The 17166-nt window shown below is 69.3% G+C and carries 15 protein-coding genes; 8 read left to right on the top strand and 7 right to left on the bottom strand.

Annotated features, from left to right (window positions below; all coding sequences use genetic code 11):
* Positions 1–49 precede the first annotated feature (49 nt).
* On the bottom strand, positions 50–700 hold the full coding sequence (locus tag CCN72_RS22970; RefSeq protein ID WP_341868890.1) for a class I SAM-dependent methyltransferase: 651 nt from the start codon (positions 698–700) through the stop codon (positions 50–52).
* A 150-nt stretch (positions 701–850) separates the two neighbouring features.
* Here CCN72_RS22970 and CCN72_RS22975 point away from each other — a divergent pair, with 150 nt between their 5' ends.
* Positions 851–1234: a VOC family protein gene (locus tag CCN72_RS22975; RefSeq protein WP_086809166.1), complete on the top strand. Its 384-nt coding sequence runs from the start codon at positions 851–853 to the stop codon at positions 1232–1234.
* Between the two features lie 146 nt (positions 1235–1380).
* Here CCN72_RS22975 and CCN72_RS22980 read toward each other — a convergent pair whose 3' ends face one another.
* The 5 genes from CCN72_RS22980 to CCN72_RS23000 all read right to left on the bottom strand — a co-directional run bounded on the left by CCN72_RS22980 (position 1381) and on the right by CCN72_RS23000 (position 7481).
* Positions 1381–2424: an ABC transporter ATP-binding protein gene (locus tag CCN72_RS22980; protein ID WP_086809168.1), complete on the bottom strand. Its 1044-nt coding sequence runs from the start codon at positions 2422–2424 to the stop codon at positions 1381–1383.
* A 25-nt stretch (positions 2425–2449) separates the two neighbouring features.
* The gene (locus tag CCN72_RS22985; RefSeq protein ID WP_086809170.1) at positions 2450–3487 is read right to left on the bottom strand and encodes an ABC transporter ATP-binding protein; all 1038 of its coding nucleotides are present in this window, start codon (positions 3485–3487) and stop codon (positions 2450–2452) included.
* Positions 3488–3534: 47 nt separating this feature from the next.
* Positions 3535–4515: an ABC transporter permease gene (locus CCN72_RS22990; RefSeq protein WP_085566382.1), complete on the bottom strand. Its 981-nt coding sequence runs from the start codon at positions 4513–4515 to the stop codon at positions 3535–3537.
* Between the two features lie 99 nt (positions 4516–4614).
* On the bottom strand, positions 4615–6372 hold the full coding sequence (locus CCN72_RS22995) for an ABC transporter substrate-binding protein (RefSeq protein WP_086809172.1): 1758 nt from the start codon (positions 6370–6372) through the stop codon (positions 4615–4617).
* An 80-nt stretch (positions 6373–6452) separates the two neighbouring features.
* A complete protein-coding gene (locus CCN72_RS23000; protein ID WP_172427622.1) occupies positions 6453–7481 on the bottom strand; it encodes an ABC transporter permease in 1029 nt (342 codons plus the stop codon).
* Between the two features lie 474 nt (positions 7482–7955).
* On the opposite strand from CCN72_RS23000, the gene CCN72_RS23005 reads away from it, so the two are divergent.
* Genes CCN72_RS23005 through CCN72_RS23025 form a run of 5 tightly spaced genes read left to right on the top strand, consistent with a single transcriptional unit; the run spans position 7956 to position 13513 of the window.
* Entirely contained in the window at positions 7956–9575 is a 1620-nt protein-coding gene (locus tag CCN72_RS23005; RefSeq protein WP_086809174.1) for a peptide ABC transporter substrate-binding protein, read from the top strand.
* A 5-nt stretch (positions 9576–9580) separates the two neighbouring features.
* Positions 9581–10504: an ABC transporter permease gene (locus CCN72_RS23010; RefSeq protein ID WP_086809193.1), complete on the top strand. Its 924-nt coding sequence runs from the start codon at positions 9581–9583 to the stop codon at positions 10502–10504.
* A complete protein-coding gene (locus CCN72_RS23015; protein WP_085566386.1) occupies positions 10497–11477 on the top strand; it encodes an ABC transporter permease in 981 nt (326 codons plus the stop codon). The genes CCN72_RS23010 and CCN72_RS23015 overlap by 8 nt, the downstream gene beginning before the upstream one ends.
* A 7-nt stretch (positions 11478–11484) precedes the next feature.
* Positions 11485–12468: an ABC transporter ATP-binding protein gene (locus CCN72_RS23020; protein WP_086809197.1), complete on the top strand. Its 984-nt coding sequence runs from the start codon at positions 11485–11487 to the stop codon at positions 12466–12468.
* Positions 12452–13513 carry an ABC transporter ATP-binding protein gene (locus tag CCN72_RS23025; protein WP_086809199.1) on the top strand — a complete coding sequence of 354 codons (1062 nt, stop codon included), beginning with the start codon at positions 12452–12454 and terminating at the stop codon, positions 13511–13513. The genes CCN72_RS23020 and CCN72_RS23025 overlap by 17 nt, the downstream gene beginning before the upstream one ends.
* A 128-nt stretch (positions 13514–13641) precedes the next feature.
* Here the strand turns inward: CCN72_RS23025 and CCN72_RS23030 are convergent, their stop codons facing one another.
* The gene (locus CCN72_RS23030) at positions 13642–15756 is read right to left on the bottom strand and encodes a S9 family peptidase (RefSeq protein WP_086809201.1); all 2115 of its coding nucleotides are present in this window, start codon (positions 15754–15756) and stop codon (positions 13642–13644) included.
* A 177-nt stretch (positions 15757–15933) separates the two neighbouring features.
* Between CCN72_RS23030 and CCN72_RS23035 the strand changes: the two genes are divergently transcribed.
* Complete coding sequence (locus tag CCN72_RS23035; RefSeq protein ID WP_037659963.1) at positions 15934–16128, top strand: hypothetical protein; 195 nt, start codon at positions 15934–15936, stop codon at positions 16126–16128.
* A gap of 40 nt (positions 16129–16168) precedes the next feature.
* Positions 16169–17047 (top strand): N-acetyl-1-D-myo-inositol-2-amino-2-deoxy-alpha-D-glucopyranoside deacetylase, encoded by an 879-nt coding sequence (gene mshB, locus CCN72_RS23040; protein ID WP_086809203.1) that lies wholly within the window; start codon positions 16169–16171, stop codon positions 17045–17047.
* Positions 17048–17166: the final 119 nt, after the last annotated feature.

Here is a 17166-nt window from a genome sequence, read left to right on the forward strand (position 1 = left end):
CAGACAGGCCCTAGCAGCCGTAGGCGGGCCCGCCGCCTGATCCTCGTGCTCAGGGGGCGGGCGTCGCCACGGTGATGATCTCGGGGGCGGCGGCCGCCGGCGGCCGGCCGTCCCAGTCGCCGTACTGCTCCACGACGGCGAACCCCGCCGCCGCGAGGAAGCCGGCGAGGGAGCCGGGGTCCAGGAAGCGCAGGACGCCCCGGCTGACGCGGGGGGCGGGCCAGCGGTCGCTGTCGTAGGCCTCCGTGAACCGTACCCGGCCGTCGCGGGGGCCGCCGTCCAGCACCTCATGGGTGACCCGTACCGGCGTTCCGTCGGCGGCCACGGTCTCATGCGTCCGCTCGGGCGTCCAGCGCTCCCATGCGCGTGCGGCGGGGTTCCCGACCTCGAACACGAACCGCCCGCCGGGGCGCAGGGCCTCCCGTACGGCCCGCAGGCAGCACCGGATCTCCTCGTCCCCGACCAGCGCCTGGAAGGCGTGCCCGGTCATCACGACGAGGTCGAACCCCGCCTCCCAGCGGCGCACCCGGGTGTCTCCGAGCACCCACTCGACGTCCGGCCGGGCCGCGCGGGCCTGTACGAGCATGGCGGCGGCCGGATCCAGCCCCATCAGCCGCCCTCGATGCCCCTCGGCCCGGGCCCTGCGCAGCAGCTGCCCGGTCCCGCACCCGACATCGAGCACATCGGCCGCCCGCCGCACGAGCCCCAGGGGTTGAGGCTGTCGTACAGCGCGGCGAGCGAGAGATCAGCGAACGAGTGATCCACCACCGCGGCAGTGTGCCATACGTTTCTGAACGGCACACGTCGGTGATCGGTGCCGATGTGCCGTGCGGGGAAGGGGAGTTGGGGCGTGCTGCATCACATCGAGCTGTGGGTGCCGGACCTGGACCGGGCGGTCGCCTCCTGGGGGTGGCTGCTGGGCTCCCTCGGGTGGGAGCCGTACCAGGAGTGGGCCGCGGGGCGGAGCTGGCGGCTGGGGGAGACCTATGTCGTGGTCGAGCGGTCGCCCGCGCTGCGGACCGGTGCCGGGCACGACCGGATGCGGCCGGGGCTCAACCATCTGGCCTTCCGGGCCCGGGGGAGGGAGGCCGTCGACGCCCTCGCCGAGGAGGCGGCCGCGCACGGCTGGCGGCCGCTGTTTCCCGAGCGGTATCCCTACGCCGGTGGTCCCGGGCACTACGCCGTCTATCTGGAGGACGCGGACGGCTTCGAGGCGGAGGTCGTCGCCGGCTGAGCCCGGGCGGCCCCGGGTACGGCGAAGGCCCGCGTCTGGGGAGACGCGGGCCTTCATTTCCCGTGGAGCGGACGTTCAGGTGGCTCGGGTCAATGGGCCGGTGAAGTCCGTTCCGGCAAGGGAGCGGCCGACGGAAAAGGGGTGTGTCAGGCCGCTGCCTCGGGGTCCTTGGAGAGACGCGGAGCCGGGATGGTCTCCGGCATCTCGGGGTAGTGGCAGGCCGTGAGGTGACCGGGCTTGTTGCCCTCGACCTGGACCAGCGGCGGGGCCTCCGACGCGCACTTCTCCGTCGCCTTCCAGCAGCGGGTGCGGAAGCGGCAGCCGGACGGCGGGTTGATGGGCGAGGGCACGTCGCCGACCAGGCGGATGCGCTCGCGCGGCTCCTCGTCCACCGTCGCCTCCGGCACCGCGGACAGCAGCGCCCGGGTGTAGGGGTGACGCGGGTTGTCGTACAGGTCCTCGCGGTCGGCGATCTCCATGATCTTGCCGAGGTACATCACCGCGACGCGCTGCGAGAAGTGCCGCACGATCGCGAGGTCGTGGGCGATGAAGACGAACGCGATGCCCAGCTCCTGCTGGACCTTCTGGAGCAGGTTGACGACCTGCGCCTGGATCGAGACGTCCAGCGCCGAGACCGGCTCGTCCGCCACGATCAGCTTCGGCTCCAGGGCCAGCGCGCGGGCGACACCGATGCGCTGGCGCTGGCCGCCGGAGAACTCGTGCGGGAAGCGGTTGTAGTGCTCGGGGTTGAGCCCGACGATCTCCAGCAGCTCGCGCACGCGCTTCTCGCGCCCGCCCGCCGGGTTGAGGCCGTTGATCTCCATCGGACCCGCGATGATCTTGCCGACCGTCTGCCGCGGGTTCAGCGAGGCGTACGGGTCCTGGAAGATCATCTGGATCTCGGACCGGATCGGCGCCAGCTGCTTGCGGCCCGCGTGCGTGATGTCCTGGCCCTGGTACTTGATCGTGCCCGCGGTCGGCTCCATGAGCCGGGTGATCAGCCGGCCCGTGGTCGACTTGCCGCAGCCCGACTCGCCGACGAGGCCCAGGCTCTCGCCCGCGGAGACCTGGAAGTCCAGCCCGTCCACGGCCTGCACCGCACCGACGGTCCGCCGGATCGGGAAGCCGCCCTTGATGGGGAAGTGCTTCGTCAGCCCGGAGACGTCCAGGAGGGGGTTCGTGTTGCTCATGATCGTGAAGTCCCGTCTGCGTCCGTCAGTGTTGCCGGGTCGCGGCGAAGTCGGCGAAGAGTTCCTGCTTCTGCTCGGCGGTGAGGTGGCAGGCCGAACCCCGGCCCTCCACGATCTCCAGCAGAGGGCGCTCGCTTGAGCACTTGCCGCCCGAGACCTTCTCGGTGAAGGCGCAGCGCGGGTGGAAGCGGCAGCCGGACGGCGGGTTGAGCAGCGACGGCGGCGCACCCGGGATCGGCGTCAGCGGCACGTCGACCGGGCCGGTCAGGCTCGGCATCGAGTTCATCAGGCCCAGCGTGTAGGGGTGCTGCGGGTCCCGCAGGACCTCCTTCTTGGTGCCGCGCTCCACGCACCGGCCGCCGTACATCACCAGCACGTCGTCGGCGATGTCGGCGATCACCCCCAGGTCGTGGGTGATGAAGATGATCGCGGTGCCGAACTCCTGCTGGAGGTCCTTGAGCAGGTCCATGATCTGGGCCTGCACGGTCACGTCGAGGGCCGTGGTCGGCTCGTCGGCGATCAGCAGCTCGGGGTCGCAGACCAGCGCCATGGCGATCATCGCGCGCTGGCGCATACCGCCGGAGAACTGGTGCGGGTAGTCGTCCACCCGCATGTCCGGCTGCGGGATCCCGACCCGGCGCAGCATCTCGATGGCGCGCTTGCGGGCCTCGGACTTGCTGCAGCCCGTGTGCTTGCGGTAGGTCTCGGCGATCTGGATGCCGACCGTGTGGTACGGCGACAGCGAGGCCAGCGCGTCCTGGAAGATCATGGACATCTTGTTGCCGCGCAGCCGCTCCATCTCACGCTCGGAGGCGGTGAGCAGGTCCTGGCCGTCGAGGAGGATCTCGCCCTCGATCGACGTACGGGCCGGGTCGTGCAGGCCGAGGATGGTCAGGTTGGTGACCGACTTGCCGGAGCCCGACTCGCCCACGATGCCGAGCGTCTGACCCTTGGCCAGGTCGAAGCTGAGACCGTCGACGGCCTTGACGACGCCGTCCTCGGTCGAGAAGTGGACCTTTAGGTCCTTGATCGAGAGGAACGGCTGCTGATCGGTGCTCGTCACGGGGACGCTCCTGGGGGTGATGCGAGGGGTCGGGAATGGGGCGGAGGTCAGGCGAGCCGGATCCGCGGGTCGATGAGGGCGTAGACGGCGTCCACGATGATGTTGAAGATCACGATCGCGCCGGCCGACAGCAGGGTCACACCCAGGACCATGGGCAGGTCGCTCTTGTTGACGGCGTCCAGCGCGAGCCGGCCCACACCCTGGAGGCTGAAGACGGACTCCGTGATGATCGCGCCGCCGATGAGGGTGGCGAGGTCGATGCCGAAGATGGTGACGATCGGACCCATCGCGCCGCGCCAGGCGAAGCGGAAGAAGACCTTGCGGCGGGACAGGCCCTTGGCACGCGCCGTGCGCACGTAGTCCTCGGTCAGGGTCTCGACCAGCTGGGAGCGCGACATACGCGTGTAGTTGGCGGTCCAGATCAGCGCCAGCACCAGCCACGGCAGCAGCAGGCCGGAGGCCCACTCGGCGGGGTTGTCGGTGATCGGGGTGTACGACGGGTTGTCGAGGATGCCGAGCTTCGCGACGAGGAGGTACATCGCGAGGTAACCGACGAAGTAGATCTGCAGCGAGGAGGCGATCAGCGAGCCGGAGCTGGCGACCTTGTCCTGCCACTTGCCCTGCTTGACGGCGGCGATCATGCCCGCGCCGACACCGAAGATGATGAAGACGACGGCGGAACCGAAGGCGAGCGACAGCGTCAGCGGCAGCCGGTCCAGGATGGTGCCGAGGACGGGCTGGCGGTTGGCGAACGAGTAGCCGAGGCAGGGCGCCGGGCAGTTGCCGAAGTCGCCGTAGCTGCGGCCGACGAAGATGCCCTTCAGCCAGTACCAGTACTGGACCGGGACCGGATGGTCGATGCCCAGGTTGTGCCGGACCTGCTTGAGCATGTCGGGCGTGCAGTTCTTGCCGCACGACATCATGGCGGGGTCACGCGGAATGGCGTAGAAGAGCCAGAAGGTGACGGCGCTGATGACCAGCAGGATGACCAGCGCGCCGAGGATTCGGCGAACAAGGAAGCGGAGCATGGGGCGTGACTTTCCGGACGGGGCGCCGTCGCCGGGATAGGGGGGTGGGCCGTAAGGGGGCGGCCAGATCGTGGCCGCCCCCCGGTGGGTGTTACACGGTTACTTCTTCGCGTAGAGCTTGGTCAGCGCGACGCAGGTGTTGCCCGCGTCGAACACGACGTTGCCGACCTTGGATCCGTACATCCAGTTGCGGATGGAGTGGTAGTCCGGGACGACCGCGGCCAGCTCCATGATCTGACGGTCGATGGCGCCCCAGGCCTTGTTGGCCTCGTCGACGTCGACGATCTTCGAAGCGGCGTCGATCGCCTTGTTGACGCTCGGGTCGTTGAGCTGAGCGTAGTTGCTGCGGCCGTCGCCGATGTTCTTGCCGTCCCAGCAGGGGTAGAACACGGAGTAACCGCCCGGCCAGTCCGGGCTCCAGCCGGCGGCGAACAGGTCGAACGTGTTGTCGATCTTGCCGATCTGGGTGTAGAAGGTCGACTTGTCGACCTGCTTGTTGACGACCTGGAAGCCGGCCGCCTCCAGCGCGTTCTTGATGGCGACGGCGCTCTTCACCGAGGCGTCCGAGGACTGGTAGGCGATGACCAGCTTCTGGCCGACCTTGCCGGCCTCCTTCAGCAGGGCCTTCGCCTTGTCCGGGTCGCCACCGGGCTTCTTGTCCGTGCCGTAGAGGTCGAACTTCTCGTAGCCGGGGGTGACCGGGCTGAGGATCGTGGTGGCGAGCTCGCTGGTGGACGCGCCACCGCGGATCGTCTGCAGCTGCTGGTGCGGCCACGCGTAGTTGATGGCCTGGCGGACCTTGAGGTCCTTGATCCGGGTCATGTTGATCGGCCAGTAGTAGGTGACCGTGTCGACCTGGGTCAGCACGCGCTTCTTCAGCGTGGCGTTGGTCAGGACCTGCGCGATGCGCTCGGGCGCGACCTCGTTGAAGATCGACATCGCGTACTGGTCGTTGCCCTTGTCCGCGATGTAGCGGTCGGTGGAGGCGACGAGCTCGAAGCCGAACTGGAAGACGTACTTGTCCGGGTACGCGTTGCGGATCGCGTCCGTCTTCGGGTCCCAGTGCTCGTTGCGCACGTAGGTCAGCGACTTGCCGATGTCACGGTTGCCGATCCGGTACGGGCCGAGCGCGAACGGCTGCTTGTCGTACTTTTCCTTGGTGTCGTGCTTCTTGTTGACGAGGCCGTAACCCGCCTCGGCCAGCGTGAAGTTGAAGTCGGTGCGGGCCTCGGTCAGGTGGAAGGTGACCGTGTTGCCTGAGATCTCCAGCGAGTCGAGCTTCTTGCCGTCGTAGGGGCCCTTGTACTTGTCGCCGCCGACCATCCACTGCTGCACGTAGCGCGGACCCTCGGTCACGAAGGACGCGAAGAGGCGCTCGAAGGTGTGGCGGACGTCGTCCATGGAGAGGGCGGAGCCGTCCTCCCACTTGATGCCGTCCTTGATGGTGAACGACCAGGTCTTGCCGCCGTCCTTCATGGTGCCGGCGTCCGTGGCGACGTCACCGACGAGCGTGGCGCCGCCCTTGTTGTCGAGCTTGTAGCCGGTCAGACCGCGCAGGATCGGGCGGGTGATGCCGATCTCGGTCGAGACGTAGATCTGCGCCGGGTCCAGGTGGTCCATGTCGAACTGGTCGAGCGAGTAGATCGTCCCGCCCTTGACCGCGCCCGGAACCTCGGGGGCCGGACCCACCGAGTCGGCCTTGGTGCCGACCGGGATGTTCATGGTCTTGGCCTTGCTCACCGACGGGATGTTCTTGTCGGTCGAGCCCTTGTCGCTGCTGCTGCACGCGCTCAGCACAGTCGTGGAGGCCGCGGCCACACCGGTGGCGATCAGGAAGTTTCTACGTGAAAAAGACATGCTGAGCCTGCCTATAGGGGTCGATTCGGGCGGTCGTGACCAGCCGGACGTCATCGAGCCGGACCGGGTGGAAGGAAGTGCTACCGCTTGGACTTGGGGTCGAGCGCGTCGCGCACGGAGTCACCGAGCAGGTTGAAGGCGACCACGAAGAGAACCATCGAGACGCCCGGGAAGAGCATGAACGTGAGGTCCTGCGAGTAGAACGTGGACCCTCGAGCGATCATCACGCCCCAGTCCGGGGTCGGGTCGATGATGCCGACGCCGAGGAAGGACAGGCCTGCCTCCGCGGTCACGAGCGTCGGGAGCAGCAGCGTGCCCTGGATGATGATCGGTGTCCACAGGTTGGGCAGCAGCTCCTTGAACACGATGCGCATCGGAGACGCGCCCGTGACCTTCGCCGCCTCCACGAACTCGCGCTCACGCAGGCCGAGGACCTGACCGCGCAGCAGACGCGCGATGGTGGCCCAGCCGAACGCGGTCAGCACCGTGATCAGGGCGAGCGCGCGCAGCCACGTCGGGATGTTGTCGTCGGGGGCGACGAAGATGCCGTAGACGACCGGCATGAACGCGATGAAGAACAGGGTGGACGGGAACGACAGCAGGATGTCGATGACCCGGCTGACGATGTAGTCGGTCTTGCCGCCCAGGTAGCCGGCGGTGATGCCGACCACGACGCCGACGACCACGGTGAGGATCGTGGCGGCCAGGGCGATGCCCAGCGATGTCCGGATGCCGTACAGCAGGAACGTGAAGACGTCACGGCCGAGCTGCGGCTCGATGCCGAACCAGAACTGCGAGCTCATGCCGCCGTTCGGACCGGACGGGTACGAGAACGCGTCCAGCAGGCTCGGGTCCTGGCTGGCGTACGTCGTGTACGGGTTCTTGCCGTAGAGCTTGGCGATCAACGGCGCCGCTATCGCGATCACGAAGAAGAAGATCACGACATAGGCGGATATGACGCCTGTCTTGTCGCGCTTGAAGCGCTTCCAGGCGAGCCGGCCCGGGGAACGGCTCTCACTGCCCTTCGGACCGGTCGAAGTGGTCGACTTCGCGACGGTCTCGTCGGTCACCTCAAGCGGGGTGGCCGCGGATGGAGTTGGGGAGGTCATGGTGCTCCTGGCCCAAGGGAGGGTCTGATGACTCCGCAGGGCACTCCCCTACGGGCTACGCCGGACTTTTTCAACGCAATTCATTCAAGGTCAATAAATTCTCGGCCGACTTGGGCTTGTCTTTACCTTCTTTGCCTCTACTTGGGGAAACTGTAGCTACGCGGGTAGCGCGCTGTAATCAATCCGTGCTTCACATCGGACCAATTGGACTAATCGGGCAAGAAGTTCGTTATGCGGACGGTCGAGTGTCGAAATACGTACATCGGCTGATCCGAATCCAACGTTTCGGCAACGTTACGCGGAGATCCGTTGCGTGCGCCGCACAAGATCAACGGGCGTCCGGGGCGGGGTGCCTGCATTCGGCCGACGTGTCCCTCTAAAGATCCCTCAATCCGGTAATGCGCATGCGGTTTGTGTCGTATGAGCCGATATGGACCGGGTAATAAATCCGGTGATCACCATGAGGAGGCGCCCATGCGGGGACCCAAGCGCGTCCGACGGGCCGCCTGTGCTATCGCAGCCGCGCTGATGATGGCTGGATGCAGTGGTGGCGGAGGCTTCGGCGGGGCCGGAGTGCTCACCTCGTCCTGGGGCGATCCGCAGAACCCGCTGGAGCCGGCCAACACCAACGAGGTCCAGGGCGGCAAGGTGCTGGACATGGTCTTCCGGGGCCTGAAGAAGTACGACCCCCGCACCGGCCGGGCCGTGAACATGCTCGCCGAGCGGATCAGCACCCCCGACTCGCGCACCTTCGACATCACCGTCAAGGACGGCTGGCGGTTCAGCAACGGGGAGCCGGTCACCGCCCGGTCCTTCGTGGACGCCTGGAACTACGGCGCGAGCCTCAGGAACAACCAGAAGAACGCCTACTTCTTCGGCTACATCGACGGCTACGACAAGGTCCACCCCGACAGCGGGCGGCAGCGCGCCGGCACCCTGTCCGGGCTCCGGGTCACCGGGCCGCGGACCTTCACCGTCCGCCTGAACCAGAAGTTCGCCGGCTTCCCCGACACCCTCGGGTACGCCGCCTACGCACCCCTGCCGCGCGCCTTCTTCACCGACCACGCCGGCTGGCTGCGCAAGCCGATCGGCAACGGGCCGTACCGGATCGCCTCGTACACGAAGGGCTCCGCGATGACCCTGAAGAAGTGGAACGGGTACCCGGGCCCCGACCCGGCCCGCAACGAGGGCGTGACCCTGCTCGTCTACACGGACAGCAACACCGCGTACACCGATGTACTGGCCGGCAACCTGGACCTCGTCGACGACGTGCCCGCCACCCAGCTCAAGAACGTCCGCACCGATCTGGACGGCCGGTACATCAACACCCCGGCCGGCATCCTCCAGACCCTGGCCTTCCCCTACTACGACCCGAAGTGGAACACCGCGGGGGCGCGCAAGGTCCGCACCGGGCTGTCCATGGCGATCAACCGGGCGCAGATCACCGAGACCATCTTCCGCCGCACCCGCACCCCGGCCACCGACTGGACCTCCCCGGTGCTCGGCACGGCCGGCGGCTTCCAGGACGGGCTGTGCGGACACGCCTGCGACTACGACCCGGCGGGCGCCCGCAGACTCGTCCGGGAGGGCGGCGGCATCCCCGGCGGCCGGCTGAAGATCACGTACAACGCGGACACCGGCTCGCACAAGCAGTGGGTGGACGCCGTGTGCAACTCCATCAACAACGCCCTCGGCAACGACAAGGCGTGCGTCGGCAACCCGGTCGGCACCTTCGCCGACTTCCGCAACCAGATCGGGCAGCACCGGATGAGCGGACCCTTCCGGGCCGGCTGGCAGATGGACTACCCGCTGATCCAGAACTTCCTCCAGCCGCTGTACTACACGGACGCCTCCTCCAACGACGGCAAGTGGTCCAACCAGCAGTTCGACCAGCTCGTGGACCGGGCCAACGCCGAGACCGACCGGGCGGCCTCCGTACGGCTGTTCCAGGAGGCCGAGAAGGTCGTCCGCGACAACATGGCGGCCATCCCGCTCTGGTACCAGAACGGCAGCGCCGGCTACACCGCCCGGCTCTCCCATGTGACGCTCAATCCGTTCAGCGTCCCGGTCTACAACGAGATCAAGGTCGGCTGAGCCGCATGGGCCGCTATGTCGCGAGGCGACTGCTCCAGATGATCCCCGTCTTCATCGGGGCCACCCTGCTGATCTTCCTCATGGTGAACGTGATGGGCGACCCGGTCGCCGGGCTGTGCGGCGAGCGCGCCTGCGACCCGGCGACCGCCGCCCAGCTGAAACGCGAGTTCGGCCTCGACCAGCCGCTGTGGCGCCAGTACGCCACCTATATGGGGAACGTCTTCACCGGCAACTTCGGTACGGCCTTCAACGGACAGCCCGTCACCGAGCTGATGGCGGCGGCGTTCCCGGTCACCATCCGGCTCACGATCGTGGCCATCGCCTTCGAGATCGTCATCGGCATCGCGCTCGGCGTCGTCACCGGCCTGCGGCGCGGCCACCCCGTCGACACCGGTGTGCTGCTGGCCACCCTGGTCGTCATCTCCGTGCCCACGTTTGTCACCGGCCTGCTGCTGCAACTGCTGCTCGGCGTCGCCTGGGGCTGGATCAAACCGTCCGTCTCACCGGCCGCCACCTTCGGCGAGCTGATCGTGCCCGGACTCGTCCTCGCCTCCGTCTCCCTCGCCTACGTCACCCGGCTCACCCGCACCACCATCGCCGAGAACAAGCGCGCCGACTACGTGCGCACCGCGACCGCCAAGGGCCTGCCCCGGCGCCGCGTCGTCACCCGGCATCTGCTGCGCAACTCGCTGATCCCGGTGGTCACCTTCATCGGCACCGACATCGGGGCGCTGATGGGCGGCGCGATCGTCACCGAGCGGATCTTCAACATCCACGGCGTCGGCTACCAGCTCTACCAGGGCATCCTGCGCCAGAACACCCAGACGGTCGTCGGCTTCGTGACCGTCCTGGTGCTGGTCTTCCTGTTCGCCAACCTCCTCGTCGACCTCCTGTACGCCGTACTCGACCCGAGGATCCGCTATGCCTGAACAGCCCTACGAGCCCGAGGGCGTCATCGCCGGGACCGGCATGGGCGGCGCCATGGACCTCGGCGCGAGCGAGGCCACCACCCTGGAGAAGGGCCCCGGCGCACCGCCGGGCGGCGGACCCGCGGGCCGGCCCCGCTCGCTGTGGTCGGACGCCTGGCGGGACCTGCGCCGCAACCCCGTCTTCCTGCTGTCCGCCCTGGTCATCCTCTTCCTGGTGTTCATCTCCCTGTGGCCCTCGGCGATCGCCTCCGGCAGCCCGCTGAGCTGCGACCTGGCCAAGTCCCAGGACGGCCCGGGGCCCGGCGCGCCCTTCGGGTACGACGGGCAGGGCTGCAACGTCTACACACGCACCGTCTACGGGGCCCGTACGTCCGTCACGGTCGGCGTCCTGGCCACCCTGGGGGTCGCGGTCCTCGGGTCCGTCCTGGGCGGTCTGGCGGGCTATTTCGGCGGATGGTGGGACGCGCTGCTGTCCCGCACCACCGACATCTTCTTCGCCATCCCCGTCGTCCTCGGCGGCCTCGTGCTGCTGTCCGTGGTCACCAGCAACACGGTCTGGCCGGTGATCGGCTTCATGGTGCTGCTCGGCTGGCCGCAGATCTCCCGCATCGCGCGCGGCTCGGTCATCACCGCCCGCCAGCACGACTACGTCCAGGCGGCCCGCGCGCTGGGCGCCTCCGACTCCCGCATCCTGCTGCGGCACATCGCGCCGAACGCCGTCGCCCCGGTGATCGTGGTGGCGACCATCGCGCTCGGCACCTACATCTCCCTGGAGGCGACCCTGTCCTACCTGGGAGTGGGCCTCAAGCCGCCCAGCGTCTCCTGGGGCATCGACATCTCCGCCGCCTCCCCCTACATCCGCAACGCCCCGCACGCCCTGCTGTGGCCCTCCGGCGCCCTCGCCGTCACCGTCCTGGCCTTCATCATGCTCGGCGACGCGGTGCGCGACGCCCTCGACCCCAAGCTGAGGTGACGGCGCCATGCTGCTCGAAGTGCGCGATCTGCACGTGGAGTTCAGGACCCGGGACGGGATCGCCCGGGCCGTGAACGGGGTGTCGTACGCCGTCGACGAGGGGGAGACGCTGGCCGTGCTCGGCGAGTCCGGGTCGGGCAAGTCGGTCACCGCGCAGGCCGTGATGGGCATCCTCGACATGCCGCCGGGGCGGATCACCGGCGGCGAGATCCTCTTCCAGGGCCGCGATCTGCTGCGGATGAAGGAGGAGGAACGGCGGGAGCTGCGCGGCGCCCGGATGGCGATGATCTTCCAGGACGCGCTGTCGGCCCTCAACCCGGTGCTCTCCGTGGGCGAGCAGCTCGGCGAACTGTTCGTGGTGCACCGGGGGATGTCGCGAAAGACCGCGCGGGCCAGGGCCGTCGAGCTGATGGACCGGGTGCGCATCCCGGGCGCCGCCCAGCGGGTGCGCGACTACCCCCACCAGTTCTCCGGCGGGATGCGCCAGCGGATCATGATCGCCATGGCGCTGGCCCTGGAACCGGCCCTGGTCATCGCCGACGAGCCCACCACCGCCCTGGACGTCACCGTGCAGGCGCAAGTCATGGACCTGCTCGCCGAGTTGCAGCGCGAGTACCGGATGGGGCTCGTCCTCATCACCCATGACCTCGGGGTGGTGGCGGACGTGGCCGACCGGATCGCCGTGATGTACGCCGGGCGGATCGTGGAGTCGGCGCCGGTGCACGACATCTACAAGGCGCCCGCCCACCCCTACACCCGGGGCCTGCTCGACTCCATCCCGCGCCTGGACCTCAAGGGACAGGAGCTGTACGCCATCAAGGGCCTGCCGCCGAACCTGACGCGCGTGCCCCCGGGCTGCTCCTTCCATCCGCGCTGCCCGATGGCCCGGGACGTCTGCCGCACCGAGGTGCCCCGGCTGTACGAGGTGTCCGAAGACCGCGGCAGCGCCTGCCACTTCTGGAGGGAGTGCCTGGATGGCGACGAGCGGTGAACCCGTCCTGGAGGTCAGCGGGCTCGTCAAGCACTACCCGCTGACCCGGGGCGTCCTGTTCAAGAAGCAGATCGGCGCGGTGCGGGCGGTCGACGGCGTCGACTTCACCCTCGGCCGGGGCGAGACCCTGGGCATCGTCGGCGAGTCGGGCTGCGGCAAGTCGACGGTCGCCAAGCTGCTGTGCAACCTGGAGCGGCCGACCGCCGGGTCCATCCGGTTCAAGGGCGAGGACATCACCCGGCTGTCCGGGCGCGCCCTGAAGGCGGTGCGCCGCAACATCCAGATGGTCTTCCAGGACCCCTACACCTCCCTCAACCCCCGGATGACCGTGGGGGACATCGTGGGGGAGCCGTACGAGATCCACCCCGAGGCGGCCCCCAAGGGCGACCGGCGCCGCCGGGTCCGGGAACTGCTGGACGTGGTGGGGCTCGACCCGGACTTCGTCAACCGCTATCCGCACCAGTTCTCCGGCGGCCAGCGCCAGCGCATCGGCATCGCGCGGGGGCTCGCGCTGCGCCCGGAGGTCATCGTCGCCGACGAGCCGGTGTCCGCGCTCGACGTGTCGGTGCAGGCACAGGTGATCAACCTGCTGGACCGGCTCCAGACGGAGTTCGAGCTCTCCTACGTGTTCATCGCGCACGACCTGTCGATCGTGCGGCACATCTCGGACCGGGTCGGGGTCATGTACCTGGGCCGGATCGTGGAGATCGGGCGGGACGCGGAGATCTACGAGCATCCGACGCACCCCTACACGCAGGCACTGCTGTCCGCGGTGCCCGTACCGGACCCCGACGCGCGGGGGGACCGCGAGCGGATCATCCTCAGCGGGGACGTGCCCTCCCCTACGGACATCCCCTCCGGGTGCCGCTTTCGCACCCGCTGCTGGAAGGCGCGGGAGCGGTGCGCGGTGGAGGTGCCGCGGCTCGCGGTGCCGGCCTGCTTCGAGGAGGGTCCGGCCGCCCATGACTCGGCGTGCCACTTCGCGGAGGAGAAGCGGGTGGTGCCGCCAAAGTCCACGCAGGCGAACGGCAACGGGCCGGGGTGACGTCGTGCACCCCGGCCCGTTCACGGCACCCGCACGGCCGTACGTTCTTCAGCCTGGCGCGTCCGTATATCGGAACCGCTTCCGTCAAGTTGCCCGTGTGTTAACGCGGTTGACGGCTGCCGTCCGGCTCAGCCGAGGGCCCGCCGCAGGAAGTCCAGCTGGAGGTTGAGCAGGTTCTCCGCGACCGTCTCCTGCGGGGTCATATGGGTCACCCCGGACAGCGGCAGCACCTCGTGCGGGCGGCCCGCGGCCAGCAGCGCGGAGGACAGCCGCAGTGAGTGCGCGACCACCACGTTGTCGTCCGCCAGGCCGTGGATGACCATCATCGGGCGGTGCGGCTCGGCCGCGTCGACCAGACCGGCGTCGTCGATCAGCGAGTTGCGGCGGTAGACGTCCGGCTGCTCGTTCGGGTCGCCCAGGTAGCGCTCCTGGTAGTGGGTGTCGTAGAGCCGCAGATCGGTGACCGGGGCGCCGACCACCGCCGCGTGGAAGACGTCCGGGCGGCGCAGCACCGCGAGGGCGGAGAGATAGCCGCCGAAGGACCAGCCCCGGATCGCCACCCGGGCGAGGTCCAGCGGGAACCGCTCGGCGAGCGACCGGAGCGCGTCCACCTGGTCCTGGAGGACGATCTCGGCGAGGTCGTCCTTGATCTCCTTCTCCCAGGCGGGCGAGCGGCCCGGGGTGCCCCGGCCGTCGGCGACCACCACGGCGAAGCCCTGGTCGGCGAACCACTGGGAGGTGAGATGGGCGTTGTGCGCGGCGACCACCCGCTGACCGTGCGGACCACCGTAGGGGTCCAGCAAAACCGGCAGGGGAGTGTCACCGTGGTAGTCCCGTGGCATAAGCACGGCGCACGGAATTCGACGTGCGCCCCCCTCGGTGAGCGTCACCCTGGGGGACAAACCGGGGTCTTCGGCGTACGACCGGACAGTGGCCGTCGGTTTCCCGTCAGTCAGCACCTGGACCCGCGTGCCCGGCCGGTCCGGCGTCGCGGACACCAGCACCGTCACACCACCGGCGCGCACCGCCGAGTGCACACCGGGTTCCCGGGACACACGCTCCACGCCCAGTTCGCTCACCCGGTACACATGGATCTCGCCGATCTCGGGTTCCTCCGCGTCGGCTCCCGCGGAGGCGGAGACGAGCGTGTCGTCCGCACCCACGTCCAGAACCGCACGGATGTGCAACTGGCCGCTGGTCAGCGGACGTTCGCCCACAGTGAGGACGCGGGCACCGCCCTCGTCCGCGATCCGCACCAGCTGCCCGGAGGGGTTCCAGCACGGTGCCCCGGCGAACAGTTCCAGCCAAATCGGGTCCTCGTCGGCGTGCACCATCCGGGTCGTCCCGGTGTCCGGGTCCACCGCCAGATACAGCAGGCCGCGCTGGTCCCGGGACTGTACGAGGACCAGCGGCGCACCCGCCTCTGACCAGTGCACTCGGGCGAGGTAGGGGTAGCGGTCGCGGTCCCAGAGCACCTCCGTGCGCTCCCCGTCGAGGCCCAGCACGAACAGCCGTACGTCCGCGTTAGGGGTGCCCGCCGCGGGGTACGCGACGTTATTCGGCTCACGGTCGGGATGGGCCGGGTCGGAGATCCACCACCTGGTCACCGGCGTGTCGTCCGCGCGGGCCACCAGCAGCCGGTCGGCGCCCGGCGCCCACCAGAAGCCGCGGGTACGGCTCATCTCCTCGGCCGCGATGAACTCCGCGAGCCCGTAGGTGACCTGCTCGGACTCCGGCTCGGCGAGCGCGCGGTCGCCCTCGCCGTCGGCGCCCACCACGCGCAGGGCGCCCTGGGAGACGTAGGCGATGTGCCGGCCGTCGGGGGCCGGGCGCGGGTCGATCACCGGTCCGGGCACGGGGAGTTCACGGGTCTCGCCGGTCGTCAGGCTCGCCGTGAAAAGCCGCCCTGACAAGGCGAAAGACGCTGTTTCCACGGCGGCGTCGGTGGCGTAGCCGACGATGCCGGCCCCGCCCTCCCTGCTGCGCTCCCGGCGGGCCCGTTCCTCGGCCGAGAGCTGTTCGGAGGCGCCGTCCAGGAGGGCGCCGGGGTCTGCGGCGAGGCGCTCGGTGCCGTCCGGAAGGTCCAGCACCCAGAGGGAGTTGGCCCGGTCGGAACCGGAGCTCGAACGCAGGAACGCGACCCGTGCGCCGTCGGGCGCCACGGTGAACCCGCGCGGCGCGCCGAGGGTGAATCGCTGGGTCCTGGCGTGTCTGCGGGGGAAGGAGTCGGACTCGGTCGTCATACCCCGACCATATTGGCCATGCGCCCCCTTGTGCGGCCGTGCGCCGAGCGATGCGCGAGCACGGATAGTTATGATCACTACCGCTGTGTGGGTATGAACCTGCCGGTGTCCGCATGGACTTGCTCTACCGATCTTTCCGAACAGCCGTGTCCCTGGGATCTTTGGAGGTGAGCCGCCGTGGCACTCTCGATTTCGGCGGTGGTGCTGCTGGCGATCATCGTCTTCCTGCTGATGAAGAAGTCGGGACTGAAGGGCGGCCACGCGGTCGTCTGCATGCTGCTCGGCTTCTACCTCGCCTCCTCCACCATCGCGCCCACGATCAGCCAGCTCACCACGAACGTGGCGAGCATGATCGGCAGCATCAAGTTCTGACGGCCGGGCGGGCCGCCCCGGGCCTGCGTAGGGTGGTGGCATGACGGAACTGCCCTCCTCCGGCCCGCGCGCCGCCCGGCGGCTGTTGCTGGTGCACGCGCACCCGGACGACGAGTCGATCAACAACGGCGCCACCATGGCCAAGTACGTCGCCGAGGGTGCCCAGGTGACCCTGGTCACCTGCACCCTGGGGGAGCGGGGCGAGTCCATCCCGCCCGGGCTGCGGCATCTGACCGGCGCCGCGCTCGGCGCGTACCGGCGCGGTGAGCTGGCCGCCGCCCTTCGCGAGCTGGGCGTCACCGACGCCCGGCTGCTCGGCGGCGCCGGCCGCTACGGCGACTCCGGGATGATGGGCATCGCCGACAACGAGGACCCCGGCTGCTTCTGGCAGGCCGATGTGGACGAGGCCGCGGAACACCTCGTCGAGGTGATCCTGGAGACCCGCCCCCAGGTCCTCGTCACCTACGACGACAACGGCGGCTACGGGCACCCGGACCACATCCAGGCCCACCGCGTCGCCATGCGCGCCGCCGATCTCGCGGCCGGCCGCGGGCACACCATCGACAAGGTCTACTGGATCCGCACCCCGCGCTCCGTCGCCGAGGACGCCTTCGCCCGCCTCCAGGACGAGCTGCCGTCCCTGCCCTTCGAGAAGAGCGCGGCCCTGGACGACGTACCGGGCGTGGTGGACGACGCCCGGGTCACCACCGCCGTCGACGGCACCGCCCACGCCGCCGCGAAGGCCGCCGCGATGCGCGCCCACGCCACCCAGGTCGAGGTCGCCGGGCCCTGGTTCGCGCTCTCGAACGGGCTGGCCCAGCCGCTGTTCACCACCGAATACTACGAGTTGGTGCGCGGCACCGCCGTCCCCGGGGAGACCGACCTGTTCGCCGGGATCGCCGTCGGGGAGGCGCCATGAGCGGCACCCAGGGGGGCACCGGCACCCCGGGCCCGATGCTCGCCCAGCCGCTGCGCCCGCCGACGCCCGGACGGGCCCTGGCCCACATCGGCCTGTTCCTGCTCGGCGCCCTCGTCGCG

Source organism: Streptomyces murinus (assembly GCF_002154555.1).
GTDB lineage: Bacteria > Actinomycetota > Actinomycetes > Streptomycetales > Streptomycetaceae > Streptomyces > Streptomyces murinus.

Bases quoted from the DNA above. Each gene is read 5' to 3' on its own strand.
- CCN72_RS22995 (WP_086809172.1), bottom strand. From the start codon at position 6,372: ATGTCTTTTTCACGTAGAAACTTCCTGATCGCCACCGGTGTGGCCGCG.
- CCN72_RS23005 (WP_086809174.1), top strand. From the start codon at position 7,956: ATGCGGGGACCCAAGCGCGTCCGACGGGCCGCCTGTGCTATCGCAGCC.
- CCN72_RS23025 (WP_086809199.1), top strand. From the start codon at position 12,452: ATGGCGACGAGCGGTGAACCCGTCCTGGAGGTCAGCGGGCTCGTCAAG.
- mshB (WP_086809203.1), top strand. From the start codon at position 16,169: ATGACGGAACTGCCCTCCTCCGGCCCGCGCGCCGCCCGGCGGCTGTTG.
- CCN72_RS22990 (WP_085566382.1), bottom strand. From the start codon at position 4,515: ATGCTCCGCTTCCTTGTTCGCCGAATCCTCGGCGCGCTGGTCATCCTG.
- CCN72_RS23020 (WP_086809197.1), top strand. From the start codon at position 11,485: ATGCTGCTCGAAGTGCGCGATCTGCACGTGGAGTTCAGGACCCGGGAC.
- CCN72_RS23030 (WP_086809201.1), bottom strand. From the start codon at position 15,756: ATGACGACCGAGTCCGACTCCTTCCCCCGCAGACACGCCAGGACCCAG.
- CCN72_RS23015 (WP_085566386.1), top strand. From the start codon at position 10,497: ATGCCTGAACAGCCCTACGAGCCCGAGGGCGTCATCGCCGGGACCGGC.
- CCN72_RS22980 (WP_086809168.1), bottom strand. From the start codon at position 2,424: ATGAGCAACACGAACCCCCTCCTGGACGTCTCCGGGCTGACGAAGCAC.
- CCN72_RS23000 (WP_172427622.1), bottom strand. From the start codon at position 7,481: ATGACCTCCCCAACTCCATCCGCGGCCACCCCGCTTGAGGTGACCGAC.
- CCN72_RS23010 (WP_086809193.1), top strand. From the start codon at position 9,581: ATGGGCCGCTATGTCGCGAGGCGACTGCTCCAGATGATCCCCGTCTTC.